The 23,700-nt window shown below is 55.7% G+C and carries 13 protein-coding genes; 7 read left to right on the top strand and 6 right to left on the bottom strand.

Annotated features, from left to right (window positions below):
- Positions 1 to 6 precede the first annotated feature (6 nt).
- The 4 genes from ABD796_RS17675 to ABD796_RS17660 all read left to right on the top strand — a co-directional run bounded on the left by ABD796_RS17675 (position 7) and on the right by ABD796_RS17660 (position 12,474).
- Entirely contained in the window at positions 7 to 1,584 is a 1,578-nt protein-coding gene (locus ABD796_RS17675) for an extracellular solute-binding protein (RefSeq protein WP_344909919.1), read from the top strand.
- Positions 1,585 to 1,615: 31 nt separating this feature from the next.
- Positions 1,616 to 3,472: a cellulase family glycosylhydrolase gene (locus ABD796_RS17670; RefSeq protein WP_344909917.1), complete on the top strand. Its 1,857-nt coding sequence runs from the start codon at positions 1,616 to 1,618 to the stop codon at positions 3,470 to 3,472.
- A 48-nt stretch (positions 3,473 to 3,520) separates the two neighbouring features.
- Complete coding sequence (locus ABD796_RS17665) at positions 3,521 to 11,047, top strand: S-layer homology domain-containing protein (RefSeq protein WP_344909916.1); 7,527 nt, start codon at positions 3,521 to 3,523, stop codon at positions 11,045 to 11,047.
- Between the two features lie 128 nt (positions 11,048 to 11,175).
- The gene (locus tag ABD796_RS17660; protein ID WP_344909914.1) at positions 11,176 to 12,474 is read left to right on the top strand and encodes an ATP-binding protein; all 1,299 of its coding nucleotides are present in this window, start codon (positions 11,176 to 11,178) and stop codon (positions 12,472 to 12,474) included.
- A gap of 246 nt (positions 12,475 to 12,720) precedes the next feature.
- Here ABD796_RS17660 and ABD796_RS17655 read toward each other — a convergent pair whose 3' ends face one another.
- Entirely contained in the window at positions 12,721 to 13,074 is a 354-nt protein-coding gene (locus tag ABD796_RS17655) for a glycine zipper domain-containing protein (protein ID WP_344909912.1), read from the bottom strand.
- A 78-nt stretch (positions 13,075 to 13,152) separates the two neighbouring features.
- Positions 13,153 to 13,323: a hypothetical protein gene (locus ABD796_RS17650; RefSeq protein WP_344909910.1), complete on the bottom strand. Its 171-nt coding sequence runs from the start codon at positions 13,321 to 13,323 to the stop codon at positions 13,153 to 13,155.
- A 172-nt stretch (positions 13,324 to 13,495) separates the two neighbouring features.
- On the opposite strand from ABD796_RS17650, the gene ABD796_RS17645 reads away from it, so the two are divergent.
- The 3 genes from ABD796_RS17645 to ABD796_RS17635 all read left to right on the top strand — a co-directional run bounded on the left by ABD796_RS17645 (position 13,496) and on the right by ABD796_RS17635 (position 18,837).
- The gene (locus ABD796_RS17645) at positions 13,496 to 18,226 is read left to right on the top strand and encodes an HAD-IC family P-type ATPase (protein WP_344909908.1); all 4,731 of its coding nucleotides are present in this window, start codon (positions 13,496 to 13,498) and stop codon (positions 18,224 to 18,226) included.
- 63 nt (positions 18,227 to 18,289) lie between these two features.
- Positions 18,290 to 18,574 (top strand): DUF5132 domain-containing protein, encoded by a 285-nt coding sequence (locus ABD796_RS17640; protein WP_344909906.1) that lies wholly within the window; start codon positions 18,290 to 18,292, stop codon positions 18,572 to 18,574.
- Between the two features lie 20 nt (positions 18,575 to 18,594).
- Positions 18,595 to 18,837 (top strand): hypothetical protein, encoded by a 243-nt coding sequence (locus ABD796_RS17635; RefSeq protein ID WP_344909904.1) that lies wholly within the window; start codon positions 18,595 to 18,597, stop codon positions 18,835 to 18,837.
- Positions 18,838 to 19,062: 225 nt separating this feature from the next.
- Here ABD796_RS17635 and ABD796_RS17630 read toward each other — a convergent pair whose 3' ends face one another.
- The 4 genes from ABD796_RS17630 to ABD796_RS17615 all read right to left on the bottom strand — a co-directional run bounded on the left by ABD796_RS17630 (position 19,063) and on the right by ABD796_RS17615 (position 23,507).
- Positions 19,063 to 19,338 carry a hypothetical protein gene (locus ABD796_RS17630; RefSeq protein WP_344909901.1) on the bottom strand — a complete coding sequence of 92 codons (276 nt, stop codon included), beginning with the start codon at positions 19,336 to 19,338 and terminating at the stop codon, positions 19,063 to 19,065.
- 103 nt (positions 19,339 to 19,441) lie between these two features.
- Positions 19,442 to 20,503, bottom strand: coding sequence for a YheC/YheD family protein (locus ABD796_RS17625; protein WP_344909898.1), 1,062 nt, complete (start codon positions 20,501 to 20,503; stop codon positions 19,442 to 19,444).
- 36 nt (positions 20,504 to 20,539) lie between these two features.
- Positions 20,540 to 22,225: a CgeB family protein gene (locus ABD796_RS17620; protein WP_344909896.1), complete on the bottom strand. Its 1,686-nt coding sequence runs from the start codon at positions 22,223 to 22,225 to the stop codon at positions 20,540 to 20,542.
- Positions 22,218 to 23,507, bottom strand: a complete 1,290-nt coding sequence (locus ABD796_RS17615) for a nucleotide sugar dehydrogenase (protein WP_344909894.1) — start codon at positions 23,505 to 23,507, stop codon at positions 22,218 to 22,220. Before ABD796_RS17615 ends, ABD796_RS17620 begins: the two co-directional genes overlap by 8 nt.
- Between the last annotated feature and the right edge of the window lie 193 nt (positions 23,508 to 23,700).

Genomic DNA, 23,700 nt, shown 5'->3' with positions numbered 1-23,700 from the left:
ATTCGATTGTCAAAGTGGGGAAAGGTTGCCGCATCGCTTGCCGCTGCGTACCTATCCATGTCGGTATTGGCCGCTTGCGGCTCCGGCAATGTGCTGCGTACCTCCGATCCGACGCCTATGACGACGGCAGGATCGAAGAAGGAAATCAGCATTTCTATATTTGACCGCGGCGAAGTTTCGGCCGAGGAAGGGAATTATGAGAACAACCGCTGGACCAAGTGGATCAACGAGCAGGCGCCGGCTGCCGTCAGATGGGTGCCGGTGCCCCGGAACGAAGCGCAGACCAAACTGAATACTCTGATTGCTTCCGGCAGCGCGCCCGACCTGATCTGGGAATACGACCGGAACTATATCGCCCAGCTGGCCAATCAGGGTGCCGTTCAGCCTATTGACGCCTATATCGACAAGTACAGCACCACCTTCAAAAATTACTTGAAGGCTCATCCGGAACTGAAATCGTACCTGACGATGAACGGCAAAATGTATGCGCTCACTACCATTCGCGGAATCGAGAGCGTTGCTAATCACGGGATGTGGATCAGACAGGACTGGTTGGATAAGCTGGGACTGAAGACACCGACCACGGTGGAGGAGCTGCTGGAGGTTGCCCGCAAATTCAAGGAGGGCGATCCGGACGGCAACGGCAAGGCCGATACGGTGCCTATTTCTTTTAATGTCAACGGGGTATCCATTATGCGCTCGTTATTTATGACGAATGAAAACCAATGGTATGTAGAGGGGGACAAGCTGGAATTTGGACGGGTGAGCGACCGTTTTGCGGAAAGTTTGGCGTTCCAAAAGCGTTTGTTTGACGAAGGGTTGATCGACAAGGAATATATTACGGACAAAAATTTCCAAAGATCCACTCAATTTTGGACTACAGGAAAGTCCGGCATTTTTTTGGGCTCATGGAACATGGAAGCGGTTTTCAACGATTTAAAGAAAAATGTTCCGGAAGCCAGAATGACGGCTTTGGAGCCGGTCGCCTCCAAATTCGGGAAGAATGGGTTGTTTCAAGAAGCGCCCCCCAGCATTTTCGTAGCGTTTAACAACAAAATGAAAGAGGATAAAATCGAAGCGGCTATTCAATTTCTGGACTGGATGCTCGATAAGGGCTGGCAGCCGATCCGATACGGCGAAGAGAACGTCCATTTCAAACCTGTCAACGGCATACCCCAAACGCTGGATGCAGCGCTTTTCAGGAAACAAGTCCTGTATGCCAAGGAGTACGCAGTCGTACATCAATACGAGCAGAAGCCGGAGTGGTTTTCGGTCATGGCCGCCCCCGATGCGTTGTCGCAGGAATATGCGAAAGAAAAGGCCAAATCGCTGACCGTTGCCCTCAAAAATAAATACCGCCGGGATATCCCCTATAGTCCCAGCTTTACCGAGGTAAGTCAACTGATAGCCACTTTCGGTCCGATTGCCCAACAGATTGAAGCCAAGGTGGTAATGGGCGGTGCTTCCATGACGGCTGCGTCAGGCATGGAGGACATACGCAAAGAATGGAAGCGTTTGGGCGGCGATATCGTCGAGCAGCTCGTCCATTCATGGTATCAACAAAATAAATCCGAATTCAAGTAGAGGAAAAAACCTGTGCGATGAGGGAGAAGCCATGAAAAAACAAGCGATTCTGGTTTTCTTGAGTATACTCCTGCTCTGTCCGGCCTTGTCGGTCAAGCCGGCGCTTGCGGAGGACAGTGACTTTTACGGGGTAGTCGAGCATCTGCAGCGCTATTCCGATTATGCGGATATGATCGACCGGATTGCGGCATCGGGAACCCGTTGGGTTCGCATTTCTCCGGAATGGGGCTCGATCGAGACCGCAAAGGGCGTTCACAATGCGACGTTTCTTCTCAGACTGGACGATATTGTAGACCGGCTTCGTGCCAAAGGCATCCATGTGCTGTTTATTCTGTCCTTCACCGCGCCATGGGCTTCCTCCAATCCCGCGGATACGGCGGGCCGGACCCGCTACAAGCCGGCCGATTGGGCGGATTGGGAAAATTACGTGCAGTTTATCGCCTCGCGATACGACAGCAAGGTGAACTATTGGGAGGTATGGAACGAGCCCGATCACCCTACCTTCTGGAAAAGCTCCGTTGCCGATTATCAGACGCTGCTGGCCAAAGCGTATGCCAAGCTGAAAGCGGTTAACCCGGACAATCGGGTGCTGATGGGCGGGCTCGCCTTGAATAACGGGACGGTGGACGTATACGGTCCGGGCACGTTTCTGGACCAATTGCTCGCTGGAGGAGGAGGAGCCTATTTCGATATCGTCAACTATCATGCCTACGGGTCGGCAACCAGCATGCTGGCCAAGTACAACGGAGTGATGAGCATATTGAACAATTACGGCCTGGGGGGCCGGGACATCTGGATTACGGAGACCGGGTACGAAAATACCGGCGGCATGGAGAACCGTAAAGCCGACTTCGCCGACGAAACGTATTTGCTGCATAAGTCGCTTCCCACTATCAAGAAGCTGTTCTGGTACAATTTTCGCCGTGTAAGTGGGACAAACCCGAATGAGCACAATTTCGGACTTACGGATACGGCCCTGCAGCCTTTGAAAGCGTTTTACCATTTTCAGGCGGCAAACGGGGCGAATGCTTTTTTCGGCGAGCAGACGGAGGGGCTGCTGACGCTTGAGCTGAATCCGCTTCCAGTGGATAGCGGCTATTCCTTTACGGGCAATGTCATGCAGGTGGCGGCCGGACAATACGCCTATTTTAAGATCAACGATAACTGGCTTTACGGAACGAACGACGGACTCGACCCCGTCGTATACGTCGACGTTACTTACCAGGATACCGGCACGGGGATGTGGCGGCTTCAGTACGACGCTCCCGGCAATGCGTATGCGGAAGCGGGCCAGGTCCACAATACCGGCAGCGACGGCTGGAATTCGGTTACCTTTGCCGTTTACAACGGCAGGCTGGCCAACTCGCAGAGCGGAGGCTCCGACTTCCGTTTGTGGGCGGAGTCCGGACCGCTGACGGTGCAGAAGGTATCCGTTCGCAAGGAGGCGGGCGCGGCGCGCTCCATTCTGCGGGAGTCCAACCGGGAGAAACTGATGGAGCAGGTGAAAACCTTGGACAGCACCAAGGACAATTTCACCACGACCGAAACGGTAGGCGGCCTCGTGGCCGGCAAAATCGGCGGGGACAACAAGTTCGCTTATTTCCGTGTGTCCGATGCGCTGGTCCGAGCAGGCGACAGCAGTCTGACGATCGGGGTGCAGTATTTCGACGCCGGGACGGATAGCATTCGCATTCAATATAATTCTGCCTCAAGCGCCTACCAAAATCTGTACATTGCCAAAACGAATACCCATACGTGGAAGACAGCGCGTTTCACCGTTTCCAATGCCCATTTTACGAATCAACAAAGCTTCTATGCGGATCTGCGGATCGGCAACAATTACGACGGAAGCGCCGAGTACATCCGCATGGTCGAAATCATTCGCTAAAGACGACGCGCGACCGGGTGCCGGGCGCTGCTTGGAAGGAGACAAACGATGACAAGAACGATTAGGATAATCGCCATGACGCTGATCGGCTGCCTGCTTACGCTGAACGCCTCCGAGGCATGGGCGGCCGTTAACCGGCTGTCCCAGCCTCCGGCGGGCTGGCAGATCGATGCCCCGCCGGAAAATACGTTTCAGGTGGCGGGCTCGGACGAGACATATATATTGCTGAACAGTACCGGCAGTCATGAATCCGCTTTCTTTGTGATGGCCAAGGAGGCTTATGGCTCGAGAGCCTTCGATCCCGACAATACGACGAAGTTCGATCCGGCCGACAGCAACAATATCGCGTACTGGCTGAATCACGAATTTTTGACCGAGGGCAGCAAGGGGAAGAAGCTGCACTCCTCCGTGATCCGGCATATTAATCCCAACCATGTCTGGGCAACGGAAGGCTGCCGTTCGGACAGCATTTGCCCGAACGACTATACCGTTCAAGCGGGAGTTTCCTTGCTGTCCCAGACGGAATATGCATCATACGCTCCCCGATTCGGAGTCAGGGACGGAGTAGGCAGCTCTGCGGCGGGATGGTGGCTGCGTACAGCCCGCGGGCTGAGCGCCACCTCTCCGAATCTTATGCTTCGCGTGCGTACGGACGATGCCGCTCTGGGACAAACTCATGAAATTTACGCCAATTATACGAGCACTTTCGTTAAGCCCGTTTTTTACCTCAATGCGGACTTCTTCGCTCAGACGAAACTTTCGGTCAGCACGATGGGCAGCCGCGTCAAGCAGACCATCCTCGCCCGCTACAGCCGCGAGCAGCTGCAGGCGCTGGGCTCAGCGCAATATACGGATGAAGAATTGAAGAAGATAGGGTATACCGTTCCGGACTCGATCCTGCTAAGCGATTTTGAAGAAGGTCTCGACGGCTGGGCGTCAAGCTCGCCGAACGCCGTTCTGACACAGAGTAAGCGCTCCAGCTTCGAGGGGCAAGCTTCCGCCGGAGTGACTGTGCAGTTTGCGGATAACCGGAACGAAGCCCGCATCGACAAGCATTTGTCCGTCCCCTTGCAGGTCCGGGAGTTGAGGTTGCAGCTCGCGTCGAGCGACATGGCCGGCGTAACGGTGGAAATGACCGATACGAACGGACTTGTGACGCAGGTCCCGCTCGTACTCCCCAATGGAGACGGGGAGTGGACGGAAGCGATTGTCGTTAAAGACGATGCCATGGGGCTGATCGGCAAAATATCCCTGCTCCTTCAGCGTGACCGGATGCTTGCCGGGAAAAGCTCCGGCACGGTTTATTTCGACGCGGTCAAGGCGATCATTCCAGCCGAGTGGGACGGAAACGGCGGCTTCGAGTACGGATTGTGGGCAGAACGGACCGGACAGGTGCAGGTGGACGCTTCGAGTCCGCATAGCGGGACGAATGCGGCGAAGCTGACGGGCGGGCCGGTACCGGCATCAATGTCGGCCCTTCTCAAAGTCGATCCCGGCGAACCGGCGGACTTATCCGCGTGGATTCGAACCGACCTGCTGTCAGCCGTCTCTTTCGTCCAATTCGATGCGCTCGAACTGGACGCCAAGGGCAATGTGCTGGGCGGCCCCAAAACGCTCTATTGGGCGCAAGGACCGGCAGCCGGAGGCTGGAGACAAATCGCCGTATCGCTCGGCCAGCTGGACCGGCGCGCCGCCTATATCAAATTGTCCGTCAAGCTGCTAAGCGACGGGGGAAGCGTCCTCTATGCGGACGATTTCTCGATTCGCCCGTTTAACGAAACGGCCACCATTTCATTTAAGCAAGCGGGGTACATCTTCGATCCGGAAGAGGTTAAAATCGGACTTACCTTCGGGCACAATTCGCTCACAAGCAAAACGTACACGGTAGTGCCCGTCGTTCCTACCGATGTTCGCCCGTTCGCACCGACCGTGGTAGAGGTTGCGCCCAACACGGACGTCCCGCTCACCGTAGAGCTTCCGGGGCTGAAGAACGGTTTGCACAAGCTGCGGGTTGAGGTGAAGGAGGGCGAACGGACCGTACAAGCGCTCGAGCAGGAATTTTCCGTTATGCCCACTTATAAGCCGAAATTCGGCGACCGGTATTCAATAACTGCCATATCCGCGCATTTTGCCCTGGAAAACCGCAACAAGCCGGAGGAAGCGGACCTCATCGCCAAAGCCGGCTTCCGCACCGTGCGGGACGAGCTGCAATGGCATAAGGTGGAAAAGCAGCAAGGCCGGTTCGATTTCGCCCGTCACGACGGCTGGGTGAACAAGCTTAGCGAGAACGGCATCAAAATCATCGGCACGGTCAACGGCAACGCCGGTTTTTACGGCGGTCTCGCCGGTACGGCCGAATCGTTCAAATACGGGCCCAAAACGTTGGAGGAGCTGGACGCGATCTCCCAATATGCTTATGAGCTGGCGTCCCATTACAAGGGCAAGGTAGACGTATTTGAAATCTGGAACGAGCCCAACTTGGTAGGCTTCTGGATGCCTGCAGCCAACGTGAACGATTACGCGGTGCTGGTAAAACGGGTCGCCTCCGCCATCCGCAAGGCGAATCCGGACGCCGTCATTATCGCCGGGTCGGTCGCGAATCAGCAAGGCACCGCTTTCTTGAACGATATGCTGGAACGGGGCGTTTATCCGTATATCGACGCAATCTCGTACCATCCGTACATTTGGCCTGAAGATCCCGACGCTACGTATGCGGCGAAGCTGGATAGTTATGCGAATACGTTAAAAAATTACGGTCGGTGGAAGGATCTCTACGTTACTGAGATCAATTGGCATACGACGCAAAGCACCCGCGGCGTCAGCGAGGAGCTTCAGGCGCGTTATTTGATCAAGCATTATGCGATAAGCGCGATGGCCGGATTGAAAATAAGCTCCGTGTACGACTGGCGCGACGACGGGGCCGATGTAACGGCCAGTGAACATAATTATGGCATCACCCATTTCGATTATTCCGCCAAGCGAGCCCTGATCGCGCTGAATCAATTCAATAGGGAGCTCGGAACCGCACAGTTTATTGGAGAGATGCATCTCGCCCCCGGTATGAAAACGTATGCGTATTTGCAAGAAGGCAGGCCGGTGCTGCTGATGTGGACCGATTCCGGCGCCGCCGTTTTCAATTTCGGACAGGAGGCGGTCGCGGTTGCGGACATGGACGGCAACGCCATGGCCGTTGCAGCCGGCGCGGTACCCGTCGGCGCCAATCCGGTGTATGTCAAAGGACTGAGCGACGCATGGCTTATGAGGGCGATCTCGTCCCGTCTGGTGCAAGATTACGACCGTTGGCTGGCTGCAACTGCTGCCGATCTGGGGGAGGCGACCGTCTCCGGCATCCGCCCGGCGATTCGCGAGCTTGCGGATAATGCGGCTGCGCTGAAAGCGCGCCTGCAGCCTCCCGCATACGCCGAGGCTGCGGATAAATTGAAGCAACACTTCGCCCTCGGATCGGAGCTGATTCGCCAGGCCGGCCAAGGCCAAGCTTCTCCGGAGGCAATCATGTCCGCGCTGTATCAGCTTTACCGGGCCGGGGAGGGCTGGGCGCGTCTGGTGGCCGTAAGCGGCAATCCGCCTGCCGCACACGGAACGCCGGCTTCGCTGCAAGAGGTGGAGGCGGCGCAGCAGTTGGAGAATGAACGGGTCCGGCAGTTTGGAGGCGGCACGCTGCCTCGAGCGGCGGAAATATTGCGTCATGCCAAAGAACGCGCCGCACTGGCCGGCGAATACGGCCAAAATGGCAGGAACGGACTTGCGGACGCCTGGGATGCCACCGCTTCGGAGCTGTCCCGCTGGTCCCGGGAGATGGCCGAATTCGAGACGGCCAGCCGGACGGATATTTTCATGCACGTTTCTCCGTCTTCCGCGGAACGGTATGAGGGAGAGGAGACGGAGCTGAAGGTGACGATCGACAGCCAGCTCTCCCCGGTCGCCGGTCAGGTGCGGATCGTCGACGAGAACGGGAACGTCGCGGGAACGGTGCAGGAGTTGTCTTTGGCTGGCGGAGGCCGGACGGAGGTTCGTCTGCGCTTGTTCGAAGGCCTGGAGGGAAAGGCTCGCGTTCAGCTCGTCGAACATGGCCGGGTGCTGCAGCAGCAGCTTCTGCCTGTAAGCACGAAGAGCAAGCTGAGCTTGAGTCTGATGCCGTCCGAAGCGATGCTGTCCAATCTGGATCAGCTTCAAGTCAAGCTGAGCAACCTGTTTACGGCGCCCTCCGCTTACACGGTGCAGGTCAAAGCCCCCGAGGGTTGGAAGCTGCGCTCGGACAGCTTGCAGATTACGCTGGCCCCGCAGTCCGAGCAAGTGCTGTCGTTCCCGGTGGAGAACATTGCCGGACAACCGTTCAACGAATACATATTTCAAATAACCGTTACCGATGCGGGCGGCAATACGGTGTACAACCATGAGCACCCGTTGTCCTTCCTCGTATCGGTAAAAGCCGCCGAACCGGTAAACCCGGCGGCCTCCGATTCGCAGCTTTCCGCCTGGGAAAGAGCGTATCCGATTTTCCTGAATCCGCCGTCCCGCCCGGGCTCCGGGCAGGCATGGATGGACAGCAATGCGGCCGGCAAACTATACACGATGTGGGACGAGAACGCCTTTTACGTGATGGCGAAAGTGTACGACGATTATTTCAGCAACAATATGTACGGGGCCTCGATCTGGAACGGAGACAGCTTGCAGCTGGCCTTCGACACGACGAACCTGAAGACGACTGCCTACCACAAGAATATGTACGAATATACGTTCGCCCTCACTGGAGCAGGGGAAGAAAGCTTTGCCTTCTACGCAGCCGCCGGCAAAGAGCCCGGGAAACGCCCGGCGGAATGGTCCAAAATTACGAGGGACGACAGCCGCAAGCTGACGCTCTATACGATCCGGATCCCCAAGGAAGAGCTGGTCCCTCTGACCTTGCGGAACGAGCAAGCTTTCGGCTTCAATGTCGCGATTAACGATGCCGATATGCTCGATCGCGATCATTATTACGAGTTTACGAAAGGGCTCGCTTCGACCAAAAATCCAAGCTTCTACTATACGTGGAAGCTTCAAGAGGAGCGGCAGCAGCCGAAACCTCCGCGCCCGGCATCCAACCTGGCTCTGCTTGAGCCCGTCGTTTCGTCCGACGGCAGCCCGGCGGCTGCTCTGGCGGTCGATGGCGACAAGACGACCGGCTTGAGATGGAATCGCGGTCAGGAGCCGGCTTGGTTGTATGTGGATCTGGGCGCCAGCAAGCCGGTCAATCAGATTAGCCTGTTCTGGGGAGAAGCGTTTGCCAAAAGCTACCGGATTCAATTATCGCAGGATGCTCGGCAATGGACGGATATACACGCTTCGGATACCGGAACAGGAGAAGCGGAAACGATCGCCTTCGAGGAGCGAAGCGCCCGCTATGTCCGGCTGCTCATGCTTGCCGATGCGCAAGGTGACGGCTACGACCTGAAGGAAATGGGGGTCTACGGACCCGAGACGCTTCCGGATAGTCTTGCCCTGGATCAGTCCTCCCTTCGGTTGACGACAGGGGAGTCCGCTCAACTGACGGCCCGGGTGCTTCCCGATCATGCTACGAACCGCAGAGTCGTTTGGACGACAGGCAATAGAGACGTTGCGACGGTCGACGGGAACGGCCATATAACGGCCGCGGGGATCGGGCAAACGGTCATTCGCGCGACGACGCTGAACGGGGAGTGGTCAGCCGAGGCGTCGGTAACGGTCAGGGAACGGGGTTCGATTCACTTGAGCGCGGTTCATGCCGGTTCCGGCTCGGTCGCCTTGAGCTGGACTGGCGCTCCGGGAGCGGTTATGTACCAGGTTTACGGCAGCGAGAACGCAGGGATGTACAACAAGCCGCTTGTCACCGTAAACGCTGACGTTTACGGCTATAAGGCGGAAGGGCTGGCGAACGGCCAATCCTACTATTTCGTCGTTAAAGCTCAGGACGGCGACGGAACCTGGATCAGCTCCAATGAAGTCAGCGCTGCGCCCAAGACGCATCCTTCCGCGCCTACGGGCGTAACCGCGGCCGTGTACGGAAACGGGCAAGTATGGATTCGCTTTAACGCGCCTGCCGACGACGGAGGAAGTCCTGTCACGGGCTACGAGGCGACCGCATTCCCCGGCGGCCGTACCGTATACGGGTCGGCAAGTCCCATCGCCGTCTCCGGGCTGAACGAAAGCGTCTCTTACGTATTTACGGTCAAGGCGATTAACAGCGAAGGCAAAAGTCCCGACTCGCTCCCGTCCAACGCCGTCGTTCCTTTTGTCCCAAGAGAGGAACAGAAGGGGAACGATCCTGACCCCGTACAGGAGCCTCCGATGCAAGGTGGCGTCAGCTTTCCGAGTCATGAGGAAGAGAAATGGATACTGGAAAGAACGGTGGTGGAAAATGGGCGGACGGTGACCTTATTCACCATCAGCGAGAACAAGCTGAAATCCATCCTTGCCTCCACCGACAAGGGCGGAGTCATCGAAGTTCCGGTTCAGACCCAATCGAATGCAGCGATCCTTGAGTTAACCGGGAAGAGCATGCAAAATATGAAGGAGAAGCAAGCATCCATCCGCATAAATACCGGCGACGTCACGTATACGCTGCCTGATTCCGCAATCGATATTCGCGCCTGGGCCCGCGAGCTGGGGGTGGATGCCGACCCGGAAAATATTCGCATCCGGCTGGAAATCGCCGAGCCCGATGCGGCTATGCGGGATGTCGCGGACAAGGCGGCTTCCAGGGAGGGCTTCACGCTGATGGCGCCACCCGTTCAATTTACGCTGCGATTACTGGGTATGGAACGCGTGAAGGAATGGGACAAGTTCCCGGTTTTTGTGGAGCGGTCCTTCTTATGGACCGAAGCGATGGCCGACAAGACGATAACGGGAATCCGGATCGCGGAGGACGGCACCGTCGGCCATGTGCCAACGAAAACGGTTGTGCGGGACGGCAAGCGCCATATCGTATTGAGCAGCCTGACCAACAGTATGTATGCCGTCGTGCATCGTCCGATCGGCTTCTCCGACCTGGAAGGACATTGGGCAAAACGGACAGTGGAGGAGATGGGCGCGCGCATGATCGTGCAGGGCGCGGAGCAAGGCTTGTTCCAGCCCGATCGGGATATGACGAGAGCGGAATTCGCCGCGGTCATTGTCCGGGCGCTGGGCTTGAAGCCGCAAGCAGCCGGCTTCGCGTTCGCGGATGTAGCATCGTCCGATTGGTACAGCGGAATCGTTCAAGCTGCTTTTGCTTATAAGCTCATAGACGGCTATGAAGATGGTACGTTCCGTCCGGCAAACCGGATTACCCGAGAGGAAGCGATCCAACTCGTAAGCAGGGCGATGGAAGTGACGGGACTTCGTTATCTGGAAAAGTTAGCCGAAGGCGAAAGCGGCCTGAAGCGTTTCGAGGATTCCGCGCAAATATCGGAATGGGCCAGAAGCAGCATGACGGATGGGCTTTCGCTTGGACTGATAGACGGTCAGAGCGCAGCGCGGCTTGCTCCGCAAAACCCGATTACCCGGGCGGAGGCGGCGACTATTCTCCACAGGCTTTTGCAAAAGGCAGAACTGATCTAAGCGTCATCATGAAGAAAACAAACCCCGGCCGAGTGAGGACCGGGGTTTGCTGCATGCTGTGGGCACAGTCATTACAGGAAAAGGAAAAAAACGGTTCAAGTCGAACTATTATCCTGGGAGGTATTTTTATGCTAAAAGATCTTCTCTTGGATATGATCGACATTTTATTTCCGCTATTGCTGTACCAGTTCATTTGCATTACAAACAAATCGTTTTACGAAAGAGAACGGCACAGGCAAATTTTACTCGGTATCCTATGCGGGACGGCCATTGTGTTATCCATGCTTTTGCCGGAGGTCATAACGAACGACTTTAACGGGGATCTCAGAAGCATCCCGTTGATCATTTCGGTTGTATACGGCGGTTACATGGGGGGAATCGTTTCTTTTTCATTTTTCTTCCTATGCCGTTTCTTCATTGATGTGGACGGGTTTTGGCTAAGCGCGGCCGCTTCTTTCCTGATTTGCGCCGCTGCCTATATGTGCGCTGCCCGTTTTTATAGCAGAACGCCGCGGTTCCGCTTTTCCCTGTGCCTGATTGCGGCGTTGGCCGCATGGGGCGTGTTATGGGGCGCCTCGGTCATTGCGGCCTCGACGGAGGAGATTCACTCTGCGGCGCTTGCCGTTCAGATCGGCCTGCTGCAATTGGCCGCGATGTGCATGTCGGTTGTTTTGATGGAAGTGACGATTAAAGCGTTCTCTATGCAGGATCAGCTTATTCGAACTGAAAAGCTAAACGTGACGAGCCAACTGGCCGCTGCGGTAGCTCACGAAATTCGTTCTCCGTTAACGGCCGTTAAAGGCTTTTTGCAGCTGCTGCTGCGCAATGTCGAAGGAAAAGAGAGACAATATGTGGAAATCTCGATGACCGAGCTTAACCGCATGGAATATATCGTCGATGATTTTCTCAATTACTCCAAGCCTCAAACCGAAACGATCGAAGTATGTTCCGTGCGCGAAATATTGAAACAGATGAAGGAAACGGCAGATCCGCTTGCGCGATCCAAAAGCATAGACATCCAAGTCGATGCCGAACAGGCCCTTTGGATAGAAGCAAACCCGTTTAAAATAAAACAAGCGCTTATTCACATTATCAAAAATGCAATAGATGCTTCCATGGCGCCGGGAGGGCACATTTCGGTTAAAGCGTGCCGCCGATCGAATCAGGTTTGTATCGACATTCAGGATTACGGGACGGGTATGACCCCTGAACAATTGGAGATATTAGGCACTCCTTTTTACTCCACCAAGACGAACGGGACAGGACTCGGACTTATGGCGGCATTCCGGATCGTCCATGCCATTCATGGAAAGCTGGAGTTTCGGAGCGTGAAGGGGGAAGGGACTACAGCAACGATGACTGTTCCCGCCGCAAAGGCAATCTCACTAGAAAAAAACGGCGGCAACTCGAAGCTTTCGTCGGGATGATCTTCGGGGGCTTTCTCTCGGACAGTTAAGCCTCGGCCGAGCGCTTTACCTGCGAAGGCAATTTACCGGCGAAGGCATGCCAATCTTCGCCATGTTCGCGTACGGCGGCCCGGTCATCAGCGCCGTTTTGCTCACCAACAATAACGAAAGCACCGCATGGATAGACAATCTATCCGCACGGTGCTTGTTGATTTTTCCGACTATTCGGTTGAACTGCTGAAACAAAGGTGGTATGGTTCGTTCTTCTTAACCAATGGCTTCTGTGTGCTTAGACGATGCAGGCTGTACGATGTTTTTTACGATATCGCTTTGGACCAGGGCGCTTCCCGTTTGTCTCCCGACAACCCGGCCGAGCCGATCCCCCAGAACTCCTCCGATAACGGCGCCTACGGCTGTCCCGATGCCGGGCATAACCGACGTTCCGAGCAACGCCCCGTATTCCACCCCTGCCATAACGCCGACCGCTCCGGTTACGTTCGAGGCTGTCTGCACGGCATATTCCGTACGATCGATGTTACCTTGATTCAAATTCTTTGTGTCCTGAAACTGCGACATCGCTCCCGATGCAAGTCCCGCCCATAACGAACCGCCTTGAAGCATAAAAAAAGTCCACCTTTCGGAGTAAATGTAAGATCCGCCTTCCGGATCATCCATTAAACTGCCCTATCTTGCGGAAAATTACTTCGTCTTCGTGATGCTCGAAGCTGCTGTTTTCGCTTGCTCGGATAAATCGAGCGCCATTTCGGTTGCTTTGACGGCCCATTTGCGCGCGGTTTTCCTCGCTTCCGGCGACAGAGCAAGCAGCAAGGCCGCTGCGCTTAACGCTAGTCCTACTGGTGATTTGATCATTGTTGGATTCCTTCCGCGGAATATTTGGAAAACTTGAATATAGAGTTGCCTTCCAGAGCGGTATTTTATGCAAATTGTGGGCAAACGCTTTGCGAATAATTACAAAGCCCTTGTAGATAATACTCAGCATGAAATGTGCGTAATACTTGCCAATTAAGGGAGAGCATGCGTGATGTCTGCAATCGCAAGCACGGACCGTTTTCTCCGGTTATTGCCGGGGAGAATCCGTATCGAAGTGTATGGGCTTCGGGGTAACAAGCAAGCCGCCCATACGCTGGTTCAATTTTTTGCATCCGTAGCGGGTGTCCAGAAAGCGGAGTCGTGTACCGTGACGGGCAGAATGCTGCTCGTCTACGAGAAAACCCGCATTTCGCCCGACGATGTGCTGCGTATGCTGTTGACAGTAGAGCGCCAGTTTGCGGAAAACCGCGTATCGGCAGCGGATGAGGCAGAGAAAGAGCAGGATACCGACAGGAAGATCCTTTCGGAAGCGACGATCGCTCGAACAGAAGCAGCCCCTACATCGGAATGCGATAATCCAGAGCCAGGGGGCGAGGCGGTGCCAGCCGGCGTTCTTTCGGATGAGATTGCGGAAGCGGTGCGGACGATCCCGCATGGAGCCGGGCCGCCTTTAGTGCCGAAAGCGAACGTGCCTCTTCCGCTGGCGCTCGCTATGGGAGGACTCGTCGCGCTTGGGGTCAAGCAGCTTTTATTCGGAAAATCGTCCATAGCCCGCAGTCCGCTTCCGTTTTATTTGTCCGGGGCGATTGCGGTCGTAACCGGATATCCGTTCCTGAAACGAGGGATCGGCCAACTCGGCCGCGATCAGCGTATCAATGCCGATCTTATTCTAGGTACGGGAGCATTGGCCTTGGCGCTTATCCGCGAAAACTTGGTGGTGTTGGCCGGTATAAGCATACTGCAATATGTAAATTGGAAACGGAGCCGGCTTGGAGTCGGCGGTCAGCCTATACCGTTATCCCCAGAAATTCGCGATTACTCCGAAAAGGCCGGCAAGCTTGGGGTCGCCGCGGCGGCGGCGACTTGGGCGCTGACGCGCGATCCGCTTCGCGGCATCGCCGTGCTGCTGGCGGCCAATCCGCGCCCGGCGATGCTCCCGGCGGAGTGCGCGTGGAAGCAGGCGGAGGCGGAGCTGCAAGAGAACGGGGACGGGATGGCGAATAACGGGTCTTTACCCCGTCTGGCTCGCACGAGAACGCTTCTGCTTGAAGATACGTCGCTTCTTGTCGGAACGCTGTCCGGCGAGACAGGCTGCAGCTCCCGCGATAACGATCCGGATAAAATGTTTTGCGCGGTGGCCTCGATCATGGAGAAAGCCGATCATCCGTGGAAGGATGCCATCCGGCAGAAGGCGAAGCACACTTGCCGAACGCTGCGTACCGCTTTCCATGTTGCGGAAGAAGAAGGAGGGCTTAAAGGCACCGTTCACAACGAGGTTTATATGGTAGGGACGAAGGCATACTGCCAACGTGCCGGAATCGACACCGAGAGCTACTATCTGGAAGCCAAACGTCTTCAGAAGCAAGGATTGGATGTGCTGTATGTCGCCAAGCAAACGAATCAGGGTACTGTTTGCCAAGGGCTTCTTTACCGCGAGCAGCGGGTTTCCCCGGAAGCCCGTCAGCTTTTGCAGCAGCTTACGGAGCAAGGCTTTACCGTAGCCCCTATGCAAGACGGAGCGGGGATGGGGATTGCCGAAATGTCCAGTTTCGGGATGAGTGGAGAATGGCTTTCCGCCCAGGAGGGGGAAATTGTGGAGCGCATCGCTTTCCTCCATCAGCAAGGCGAAGACGTTCTGGTGCTGGTCGGACCGGAGCCGAACGGCCGCAGCCGGTATTTGGAGGAGGCGGGCGCGCCCTTGATTGCTTTCGACCGGCTGGATTCGTTTCTCGTCGCCAGCAGCGGTGCCAGGAAGATGGAATCTGCGGTTCATCAGCATTTGGAAATAACGAAGAAATGGAATGTGGCCGGGTCCGTTCTGGCGTTTTTGGGCGTTTTGAGCGCGCCGATCGTCAATTTGGCCGCCGATGCGCTTTCGCTCGTTTTCATGTCAAGGTCGCAGCGAATGGTTCAAACCGCTTTTGCCGGCCATCCGGGGGGAGCGGGCGGCGAAGTGGCCGCTACGGCAGAAGCGCTGAACTGGCATGCCGCCCCATGGGAAAACGTGAGGCATGCGTTCGAGGTGAACGAACGTTTCGGTTTAATGCCGGACCAAGTAAAAAGCGCGCAAGACCGATATGGAGCCAATCAGTTGGAACGAAAAAAAACGATCCCTTGGCTCGTTTCGTATGCAGGTCAGTTTAAGGAATTTACGACGCTTATTTTGCTTGCGACAGCGGCTCTTGCCTTTTTCACCGGGGGCGTGTTCGACGGCGCTGCCATGACGGCGGTGCTGCTTGCCAATGCGGCTATCGGCACACACCAGGAGCGAAAGGCGGAACAAGTGCTGGAGGGTCTTAGCCAGTTCCAGCCGCCCGAAACGACGGTGATGCGGAATGGTCGGCAGGAGCGCCTGTCCGCTGCGGCTCTCGTGCCCGGGGACGTGGTCATGTTGGAGGCGGGCGACCGTGTTCCGGCAGATCTTCGCATTATGAACGCCTGGAATTTGGAAGTGAACGAGGCGGCCCTGACCGGAGAATCCGTGCCCGTTGCGAAGAATGACGGCACAGTGGCGGAAGATTGCCCGCTGTCCGAACGGAACAACATGCTGTACATGGGGACCGATGTCAGCCGGGGAAAGGCGCTGGCCTTCGTTGTACAGACCGGAATGAACACGGAGATCGGGCATTTGATGACGCTTCTGAAGCAAAACGAGAAGGAAGTGACTCCGCTTCAGGAGAAGGTCACCTCGATCAGCAAGAAATTTATAAAGTGGGCGCTCATCGCCGGCGGACTCGTGTTCGTGGCCGGTATATCGCGAGGCATTCCGTTTCGGCAAATGATCACGACCTCGATCACGCTCGCAGCTTCGGCCATTCCGGAAGGACTTCCGGTAACGATTACGATCGCGCTGAGCGCCGGCATTTTCCGAATGGCCAAGAAGCGCGTACTGGTGCGGAAGCTCTCCGCCCTTGAAACGCTGGGAAGGACGACGGTCATCTGCACGGATAAGACCGGCACGTTAACGAAGAATGAAATGACCGTAAAAGAAATTGCGTCCGTCGATTGCCGCTGGTCCGTTACCGGGAACGGGTACGAACCGGTCGGCTCCATCGATCCGGTTGGCCCCGATGACGGCGTGGCGCATGTCCCGCATCAATTGGAGAACGCGCCGCTCGGCTTGCAGCCGGAACTTGGACGTCTTATGCAGATCGCTTTGCTATGCAACAATAGCAAGCTGCTGCAGCAGGACGATGGCTGGACGGTACGAGGAGATCCGACGGAAGGGGCGCTTCTCTCGATGGCGGCCAAGGCCGGGCTGGAGCCGGACCACATGGTGCAGTGGCATCGCTGCGAGGAAATTCCGTTTGACTCGAGCACGGCCAAGATGAGCGTCGTTTGCAAGGATACCGAAGCCGGTCAGCAATGTTATTTGTTCTCCAAAGGAGCTGTGGAGACTATTTTGCGGCACTGCGTTTCGTATCAGTCGAACGGGGAAGTGCTGCCGCTTACGGATGAAATCCGGAACCGGATTATCGGGCAAAACGAGAAGCTTGCCGCCGACGCCTTGCGTGTGCTCGGATTTTCGTATCATCCCCTTGACGGGAGTCCGGATCGGTCGCCTGGCGCCGAGCATGACGAGATGATCTATATCGGGATGGTCGGGATGATCGATCCGCCCAAGCCGGATTTGGAGAAGAGCATTCGGGAAGCTTTCGAGATCGGGGTCCGGCCTGTCATGATTACGGGAGACCATGCGATTACCGCGATCGCCATCGCCAAGCAAATCGGTATTTTCGACGATAGCAGCCGGGCATTGTCCGGCCATGAGCTGGACCTCTTAACGGACGACGAGCTGGATGCAGAGGTCGAGCGCGTGTCCATCTTCGCCAGGGTGACCCCGGAGCATAAGCTGCGCATCGTCAAAGCGCTCCAACGGAGGGGACATATCGTCGCCATGACGGGGGACGGGGTGAATGACACGCCGGCGATCAAGCAGGCGAACGTGGGCGTTGCGATGGGAAAAACGGGAACAGAAGTAACCAAGGAGACGGCCGATATCGTGCTGCAGGAAGACGACTTCTCTTCCATTGTAGAGGGAGTTTTGGAAGGCCGGACGATTATCGGCAACATCCGGAAAGCGCTCGGCTGCCTGCTTACCGGTAATTTGGCGGAAATTCTGGTCACCAGCGCCGCCGTTATGGCCGGTTTGCCGATCCCGCTCGTTCCGATTCAAATTTTGCTGATGAATTTGCTGACCGACGCTCTCCCCGCCATGGTTCTTGCTGTCAATCCCGGCAACAAGACGAAGGAGAAGAAGCGCGTCGATATCGTGGACAAGCAGCTTTACCAAAAAGTGGTGACGCGCGGCGTTCTGCTCGGTGTCGGCTCTCTGGGACTGTTTGCATTCACGCTGGCATCCGGCGCTCCTATACAAGTGGCGCAAAGCGTCGCCTTCGCCACGCTAGTTGCCGGCCAACTGATGCAGACGTTCGCTTGGCGTCGGGAAGGGTCGCAAGAATCCGTCTCGGATTTGGGGAAAGACCGGTTTATGCTCGGGGCTTTAGGGGTATCCTGGCTCGCTTTGCTGACTACCCTTTACGTTCCGCCGGTCGCCCGTTTGTTCCATACAGCTCCTTTGTCACTGGGTCATTGGGCGATGGTGCTGGCCGTGGCGTCTTCGATTTCGTTCGTATCGAAACCGATTATTGCCTACTTGTCCGGCAAAGACCGGCCTGCCCATGCGGCTCCCGCGGCCGTTCCGTCTTATGCCGCAGCTTGACTGCGGCATAGGCGCCGTTTGTTTTCTTGCTCGTAGTCGAAAAAAGGGAGGTGCCGATGCAGGATGCAACGACTTACAGAAAAAATGATTATCGGCGCTGCCATGACATGGGCGGTTTCAGCGCTGCTGCCTATAGCGCGAACGACCTTGAAGCCGCTGGCGCTCAGCGGAATGCAAGGCGCTTTCGGGTTGGCTGACCGGGCCAAATATGCGCTGCAGGTGGCGCGCGACGAGGTGGAGGACATTATCGCCGAAGCGCAGTTCGAACGTTTAAAGAAGCGTTTCGATGAAGAAATCGCCAGTCTCGAACCGTTGGCCGAAGATGTCGGCGAAGTTGAAACCATTTGAACTGTTGGAGTTGATCGGACATGCAGGGAAAAAGCATCGACCAAGTGCAAAGCATCGACAACCATTTGCAGGCGGCTATAGTCCACTTGGAAGCGGCATTGAACGAGAGCATTCGAACCGTTCTGGAAAATCAGGAGGCCAAACAAGAGATCGCTCCGAAATGGGAGCAATTTCTCGGTCAATTTTTCGGTATGGCGAAGGAAAAAGGGAGAAAGTCCCGGATCAATCTGTTAAGCTGGATTTCCTTTTCGAAAGTACGTTGAGGAGTAAAGGAGCGGTCGCACATGCAAGCCGACGACGAAAACATCAGGCAAGCTCACACCGTCAAAATCCGATATAGCGCTACGTGGAAATTGTTGCAGAAAGTGGGCCGGTTGTTGGCAAAAAAATGACGGCTCCATGAGCGGGATATGTCAATAGGGTTCGTAAGACTATGAAAAAGCTGCCCCATGATACCGGGGCAGCTTTTCTGTACATCAAGGCGCAAATTACGGTGCTTCGGAAACGGTAATAATCAGGTTTGCAGAAAGGATTGGAGTAATAGCTACTACTTGCGTCGTGACGCTCGGACAAGGGACCGTAATCGTGCCGACAACGCCTAGCAATGGGAAAAGATCGATTGTAACCGTACCGGCCGTTTCCGGAAACGGGACATTGACTAACAGATTTACGTTCACGGGAATAGTCACCGGCGGAAGCGGTGGAATTGTTTGAACGTAAGAAGCAAGCGTGACCGTAACGAGACAAGTTAATCCTGTACCCATACATATCCCCTCCTTTCGCATTATTATATGAAAATAAATTCAGGTTGTACCTCTATTGGAGTAGAATGTTTGTTTGTTCCTAAGCGAAATGCCGTCATTCTTATTAGCCTACAACATAAAGCGCGTAATCGAGCGGCCGCGTCAATGACGCTTCGCTAGTCGACTCCAGCTTGTTCAGCAGCGGGGTGGGCAGCGGATTGATCTCAAAAATCCGCAGCTCGCCGTTTCGTTTCATCCCCAGGTCGATGCCGATATCCGCCATATGGTAGCCGGTATGATCCATCAGTTCGCCTACCCGGCAACCGAGCTCAATCAATTCCCGTTCGACGCCGTCGATTCGTTGTGTTTCGGCAGGAAACATACTCCTCCATTTATCCATGGTCAGCATCATAATCTGCGACGGAATGACGTGACTGCGGTTTTGCGCAATGCGGAACAGCGCATGGGAAAATTCCCACTGTCCGGCACCGTTTTTGTTCATGTGCAGCCGAATGTCCGCCGCGCCGCTCATCCATAAATCCGTTACGATCGTTTCTTGTACGATATAAGGTCTGCACGTCAAACTCGGTTCGAACCAGTCATAGAAATGACGGGTGCTCCCGAAAGACGAGAAGTTCATCTGCATGCCCGACGAGTAAGAAGCGTGGACCGTTTCGTCCGCTTGCAAGACAAGTCTAATAATGCCGTTGCTGCTGTGCCCGTGCTCGGGATCGATCGGTTTGATGAAAATATCGCGATAATCGACAAGAAATTCGCGAAGGTCCGATTCCGAACCGAACAGCCGCGTATCCGGGACAAGGGCGCGAAAGACGCTATCTACTGATAGTAAATTCCAGCATTGCCATTTGTCGAACATATAGTTGTTGAACAGCCGGTTTTGGCCGAGCAAGTTTTCCAGCCGTATCATGGCAGGCCGGTCGGCGATGCACTGCATGTAAACCGCATGCGGAAGCGGGAGCGACTCGTTTACCTCTCCGAATGCCTGGGCTTGCGGGTCCCAGCGGCGGCCGATAATCGTCCCGGCTCCATCGTCGATCGAGTCGCGATCGAATAAGACCCACTCCGCTTCGCGATCGCGAGGGTAGGATCGAAGTCTCTTCTCCACGATAGGAAGGACATACGTTCTGTCCATGGAAATGCAAATTCCGATAACGGGAATATTCATTGCACCTAGTCCCCTCCTCTCGGTGCCGGGTTTGTCTCATACTGTAATGTCCCGTAGCTGCTCGTCTTTATCCACTGCCGGGGGGGGGGCGTGCTTGGCGTAATTGAACGGATCGGAGGAATAGAGCTTGCGGCCTTGCTGCCCGCAAGCCTCCAAAAAAGCGGCAAACGTGTTTCCGATAGGGGCCGGGGACGGCATATCGGCGAGCAATTGTTTTTTCATAATCCAGGCATGCTCGGCCAGCTCGGTTACATAACGGTTTTGCCGATTTTCGTTGGCGAGATGCATGGCGTTCAAGCTGTCCCCGCAGGAGAAATAAGCGGCTTTTCCGACCATGTCGGCATCCGTGTATCGAAAAGCGTGCATGAGGTCGGTCAAATAGGCGGGAGCATAGTAATGGTTTTCGTGAAAGACGGCAATATGGCTTCCGGAAGCCGATTTGACGGCCATGTGGAAGCATTGTTCGACCGAATCGTCCGCAGGACGGAGAAGAAGACGGACGTTCGGCTTTGCAGGCTGGCTCCATGACTGCCCATTGGCGAGCGGAACGCGGGCAAGCAGGATCAATTGTTTGTTCTCCCAGGTTTGCCGCCCGAATTGTTCCGCTACCCGCGTCATTGCCTGCGGATTCGATACGGGGGCGATTACCGTAACGAGGGGGAGCTGCGCCTTTTCGCCCATGCCGAGCTTATTCCATATTTCGTCGAAACGGTGTTTGTACAAATGTTTGGCATGGACTTCCCGGAGACCGAGCAAGCTTAACTTCTCCGATGAGCGTTTATTGCGGAGCAGCGTTTCGAGAAAATAAGCGGTCTGCTCCTCGGTTTGCGCAATGGGAACGATGCCGGGGAACATCTCCGCGATGCCGAGCGCATACGAGCTGATCACGTTCGTGCCGGAGGCCAGCAATTCGTAAACTCTTCGCGAAAACATCGTCGGGCTGTATTTGACGGAATTGACGTTCAAATAAATTTTGTACAGCCTGTAGGCTTTGACCATTTGCGCGTAATCCAAGTAGCCGACGATATGCGCTTTGTACAGCTCCGGAAACTCGTAGTCGGGCAATTGCCCGTGCCTGTCGTATATATGAAGGCCATATGGCAGAGCCGGCTTCAGCACGATTTGCGAATCGGCCTCCCGCTCCGGATACCAGCTGGATTTGTAATACGTCCCGGAGAAGGCGACATTCCGCTTCCGGCTGTAGTCCGCTCCCGCCGGATTATGGATGGCGGGTTGCGCCGCGAAAGGCAAGCTGAACACGCGGGAATGTCCGCATGCCTTCCGGTACGGCTTCAAACAGTTCGAGTCGGTCGTGAAGACGATGTCGAACCGTTTGGCGGTTCCGATGAAGTTGAAGTAATTGACGGGATCTTCCTTGTTCCAAAAAACGGTCGGAATGCCGGCTTCCTTGCAGTAGCGCACAAGCTTGCCGATTTCGTACATGTCTATCGCGTTATCCCAGCCGAATATTCCCCAACCCGGTTCGTGCCAAGCCGACTCGACCAATACGAAATGCGGACGGGCCGCGTCCAGTTGCGCGCGCCAATGCATAATATTCAGCTGAACGAGCGTGCATTCGTATTTGAAGCACTCGAAACTGAATTGATCCAGAATACAAGCAACAACGATTTCCGGCCGCCCGCAATGGCTCGACGGCTGCGGCGGCAGGAGGCCGATTTGCTCCACGATTTGGGTGTACGTCGCCGACGGATCGTTATTCATCGGAACCACGCTCCGCTACGGAACCGATCATCGGCGTGCCGATGCGGTAGCAAGTGAAGCCGAGTTTCGCCAATTGTCCGGCATCGAGCCAATTGCGGGTATCGAGGACGAGACGGGTTCGCATGACGTCCCCGATCTGCCCAAAATCCAGGTCGCGGAACTGGTCGTGATCCGTCAGCAGAACGAGACAATCCGATCGTTCCGCCGCTTCGGATGCGCTGCCCATATTTCCCATAATGCCTGACCGGACGTATGGATCGAATCGTTTGAGCGAATAGCCTTTCCGTTCGAGGGCGGCGCCGATCGCGTGGGACGGACTTTCCCTTGTATCGTCGCTATTGCCTTTATAGGATAGCCCGAGAAGGGTTACGACCGGTTCGTCTATACCGGCGACGATCGATTCGACGAACCGGACGATATGCATCGGCGTACCGTCGTTGATCGTCCGGGCCAGCGAGATGAGCGGCGCTTGCCCTCGCGCGCCGGCGACGATGAACCACGGGTCGACGGCGATGCAATGTCCCCCGACACCGGGTCCGGGCTTCAGCATATGCACCCGCGGATGCGTATTGGCTAGCCGGATCGCCTCCCATACGTCGACACCGACTGTCTCGGCGACTCGCGCCATTTCGTTGGCGAAGGCGATATTGATGTCGCGGTACGTATTTTCCATTAATTTTACCAGCTCTGCCGTTCCGACGTCTGTCGTATGAATCGTTCCCCGGACGAAACGGCTGTACAGCCGCAACGCTTTTCGCGAAGATTCTCCGTCGACTCCGCCGATGATCCGATCGTTGCCGACGAGTTCGCTCAATATGTTTCCGGGGTAGACGCGTTCGGGCGAGTAAGCGACAAACAACTGTTTGCCGATCTCCAGCTTGGCTTGGCCCAAAATCGGTATGATGAACCGTTCGATCGTGTTCGGCGGCACCGTCGATTCCACGATGACCAAATTTCCCGGCTTCAGGCAGGGAACGATCGACTCTGCAGCGGATCGCACGTAATCCAGGTTCGGCGAGCGCCCGGGACCGAGCGGCGTTTGAACGGCTATAATGAACGTATCGGCGAATTCCGGCTTGGTGGAAAACGTCAAAGTTCTTTTGTCCATCGCCTGCAGCATCGCGTCTTGCAAACCGGGTTCGGCTACATGGATTCCGCGGCTAAGGAGCGTATCGACGATATCGGCGCTCCTGTCCACTCCGTGCACCCGAATACCGGCTTGCGCCATGACGATGGCCGTAGGAAGGCCGATATAGCCCAGACCGACTACGCATGCTTTCATACTTTCCCCTCCCCGATTGCGAAAGACGGAAGTGCTCCCTATAACAATATGTACGGCGGGATATTCCCGCTAAGGGCATTGACCCTTGTTTGGCGAAATGTACGGGTCGTTCCCCAAGGGAACGGATTATGCGTACTTTATCCGTGCGAAGTCGAAATCGTGCTATCCGAAGTCGATTCGTTCCGGGGCGCTC

Source organism: Paenibacillus hodogayensis (assembly GCF_039536325.1).
In the GTDB taxonomy this organism is placed as follows: Bacteria; Bacillota; Bacilli; order Paenibacillales; family NBRC-103111; genus Paenibacillus_AB; species Paenibacillus_AB hodogayensis.
This window is presented reverse-complemented; position numbering and strand designations above follow the sequence as displayed.

Coding starts and splice junctions, on each gene's coding strand:
- ABD796_RS17670 (WP_344909917.1), top strand. CDS start 1,616: ATGAAAAAACAAGCGATTCTGGTTTTCTTGAGTATACTCCTGCTCTGT.
- ABD796_RS17665 (WP_344909916.1), top strand. CDS start 3,521: ATGACAAGAACGATTAGGATAATCGCCATGACGCTGATCGGCTGCCTG.
- ABD796_RS17660 (WP_344909914.1), top strand. CDS start 11,176: ATGCTAAAAGATCTTCTCTTGGATATGATCGACATTTTATTTCCGCTA.
- ABD796_RS17655 (WP_344909912.1), bottom strand. CDS start 13,074: ATGCTTCAAGGCGGTTCGTTATGGGCGGGACTTGCATCGGGAGCGATG.
- ABD796_RS17650 (WP_344909910.1), bottom strand. CDS start 13,323: ATGATCAAATCACCAGTAGGACTAGCGTTAAGCGCAGCGGCCTTGCTG.
- ABD796_RS17645 (WP_344909908.1), top strand. CDS start 13,496: ATGTCTGCAATCGCAAGCACGGACCGTTTTCTCCGGTTATTGCCGGGG.
- ABD796_RS17640 (WP_344909906.1), top strand. CDS start 18,290: ATGCAACGACTTACAGAAAAAATGATTATCGGCGCTGCCATGACATGG.
- ABD796_RS17635 (WP_344909904.1), top strand. CDS start 18,595: ATGCAGGGAAAAAGCATCGACCAAGTGCAAAGCATCGACAACCATTTG.
- ABD796_RS17630 (WP_344909901.1), bottom strand. CDS start 19,338: ATGGGTACAGGATTAACTTGTCTCGTTACGGTCACGCTTGCTTCTTAC.
- ABD796_RS17625 (WP_344909898.1), bottom strand. CDS start 20,503: ATGAATATTCCCGTTATCGGAATTTGCATTTCCATGGACAGAACGTAT.
- ABD796_RS17620 (WP_344909896.1), bottom strand. CDS start 22,225: ATGAATAACGATCCGTCGGCGACGTACACCCAAATCGTGGAGCAAATC.
- ABD796_RS17615 (WP_344909894.1), bottom strand. CDS start 23,507: ATGAAAGCATGCGTAGTCGGTCTGGGCTATATCGGCCTTCCTACGGCC.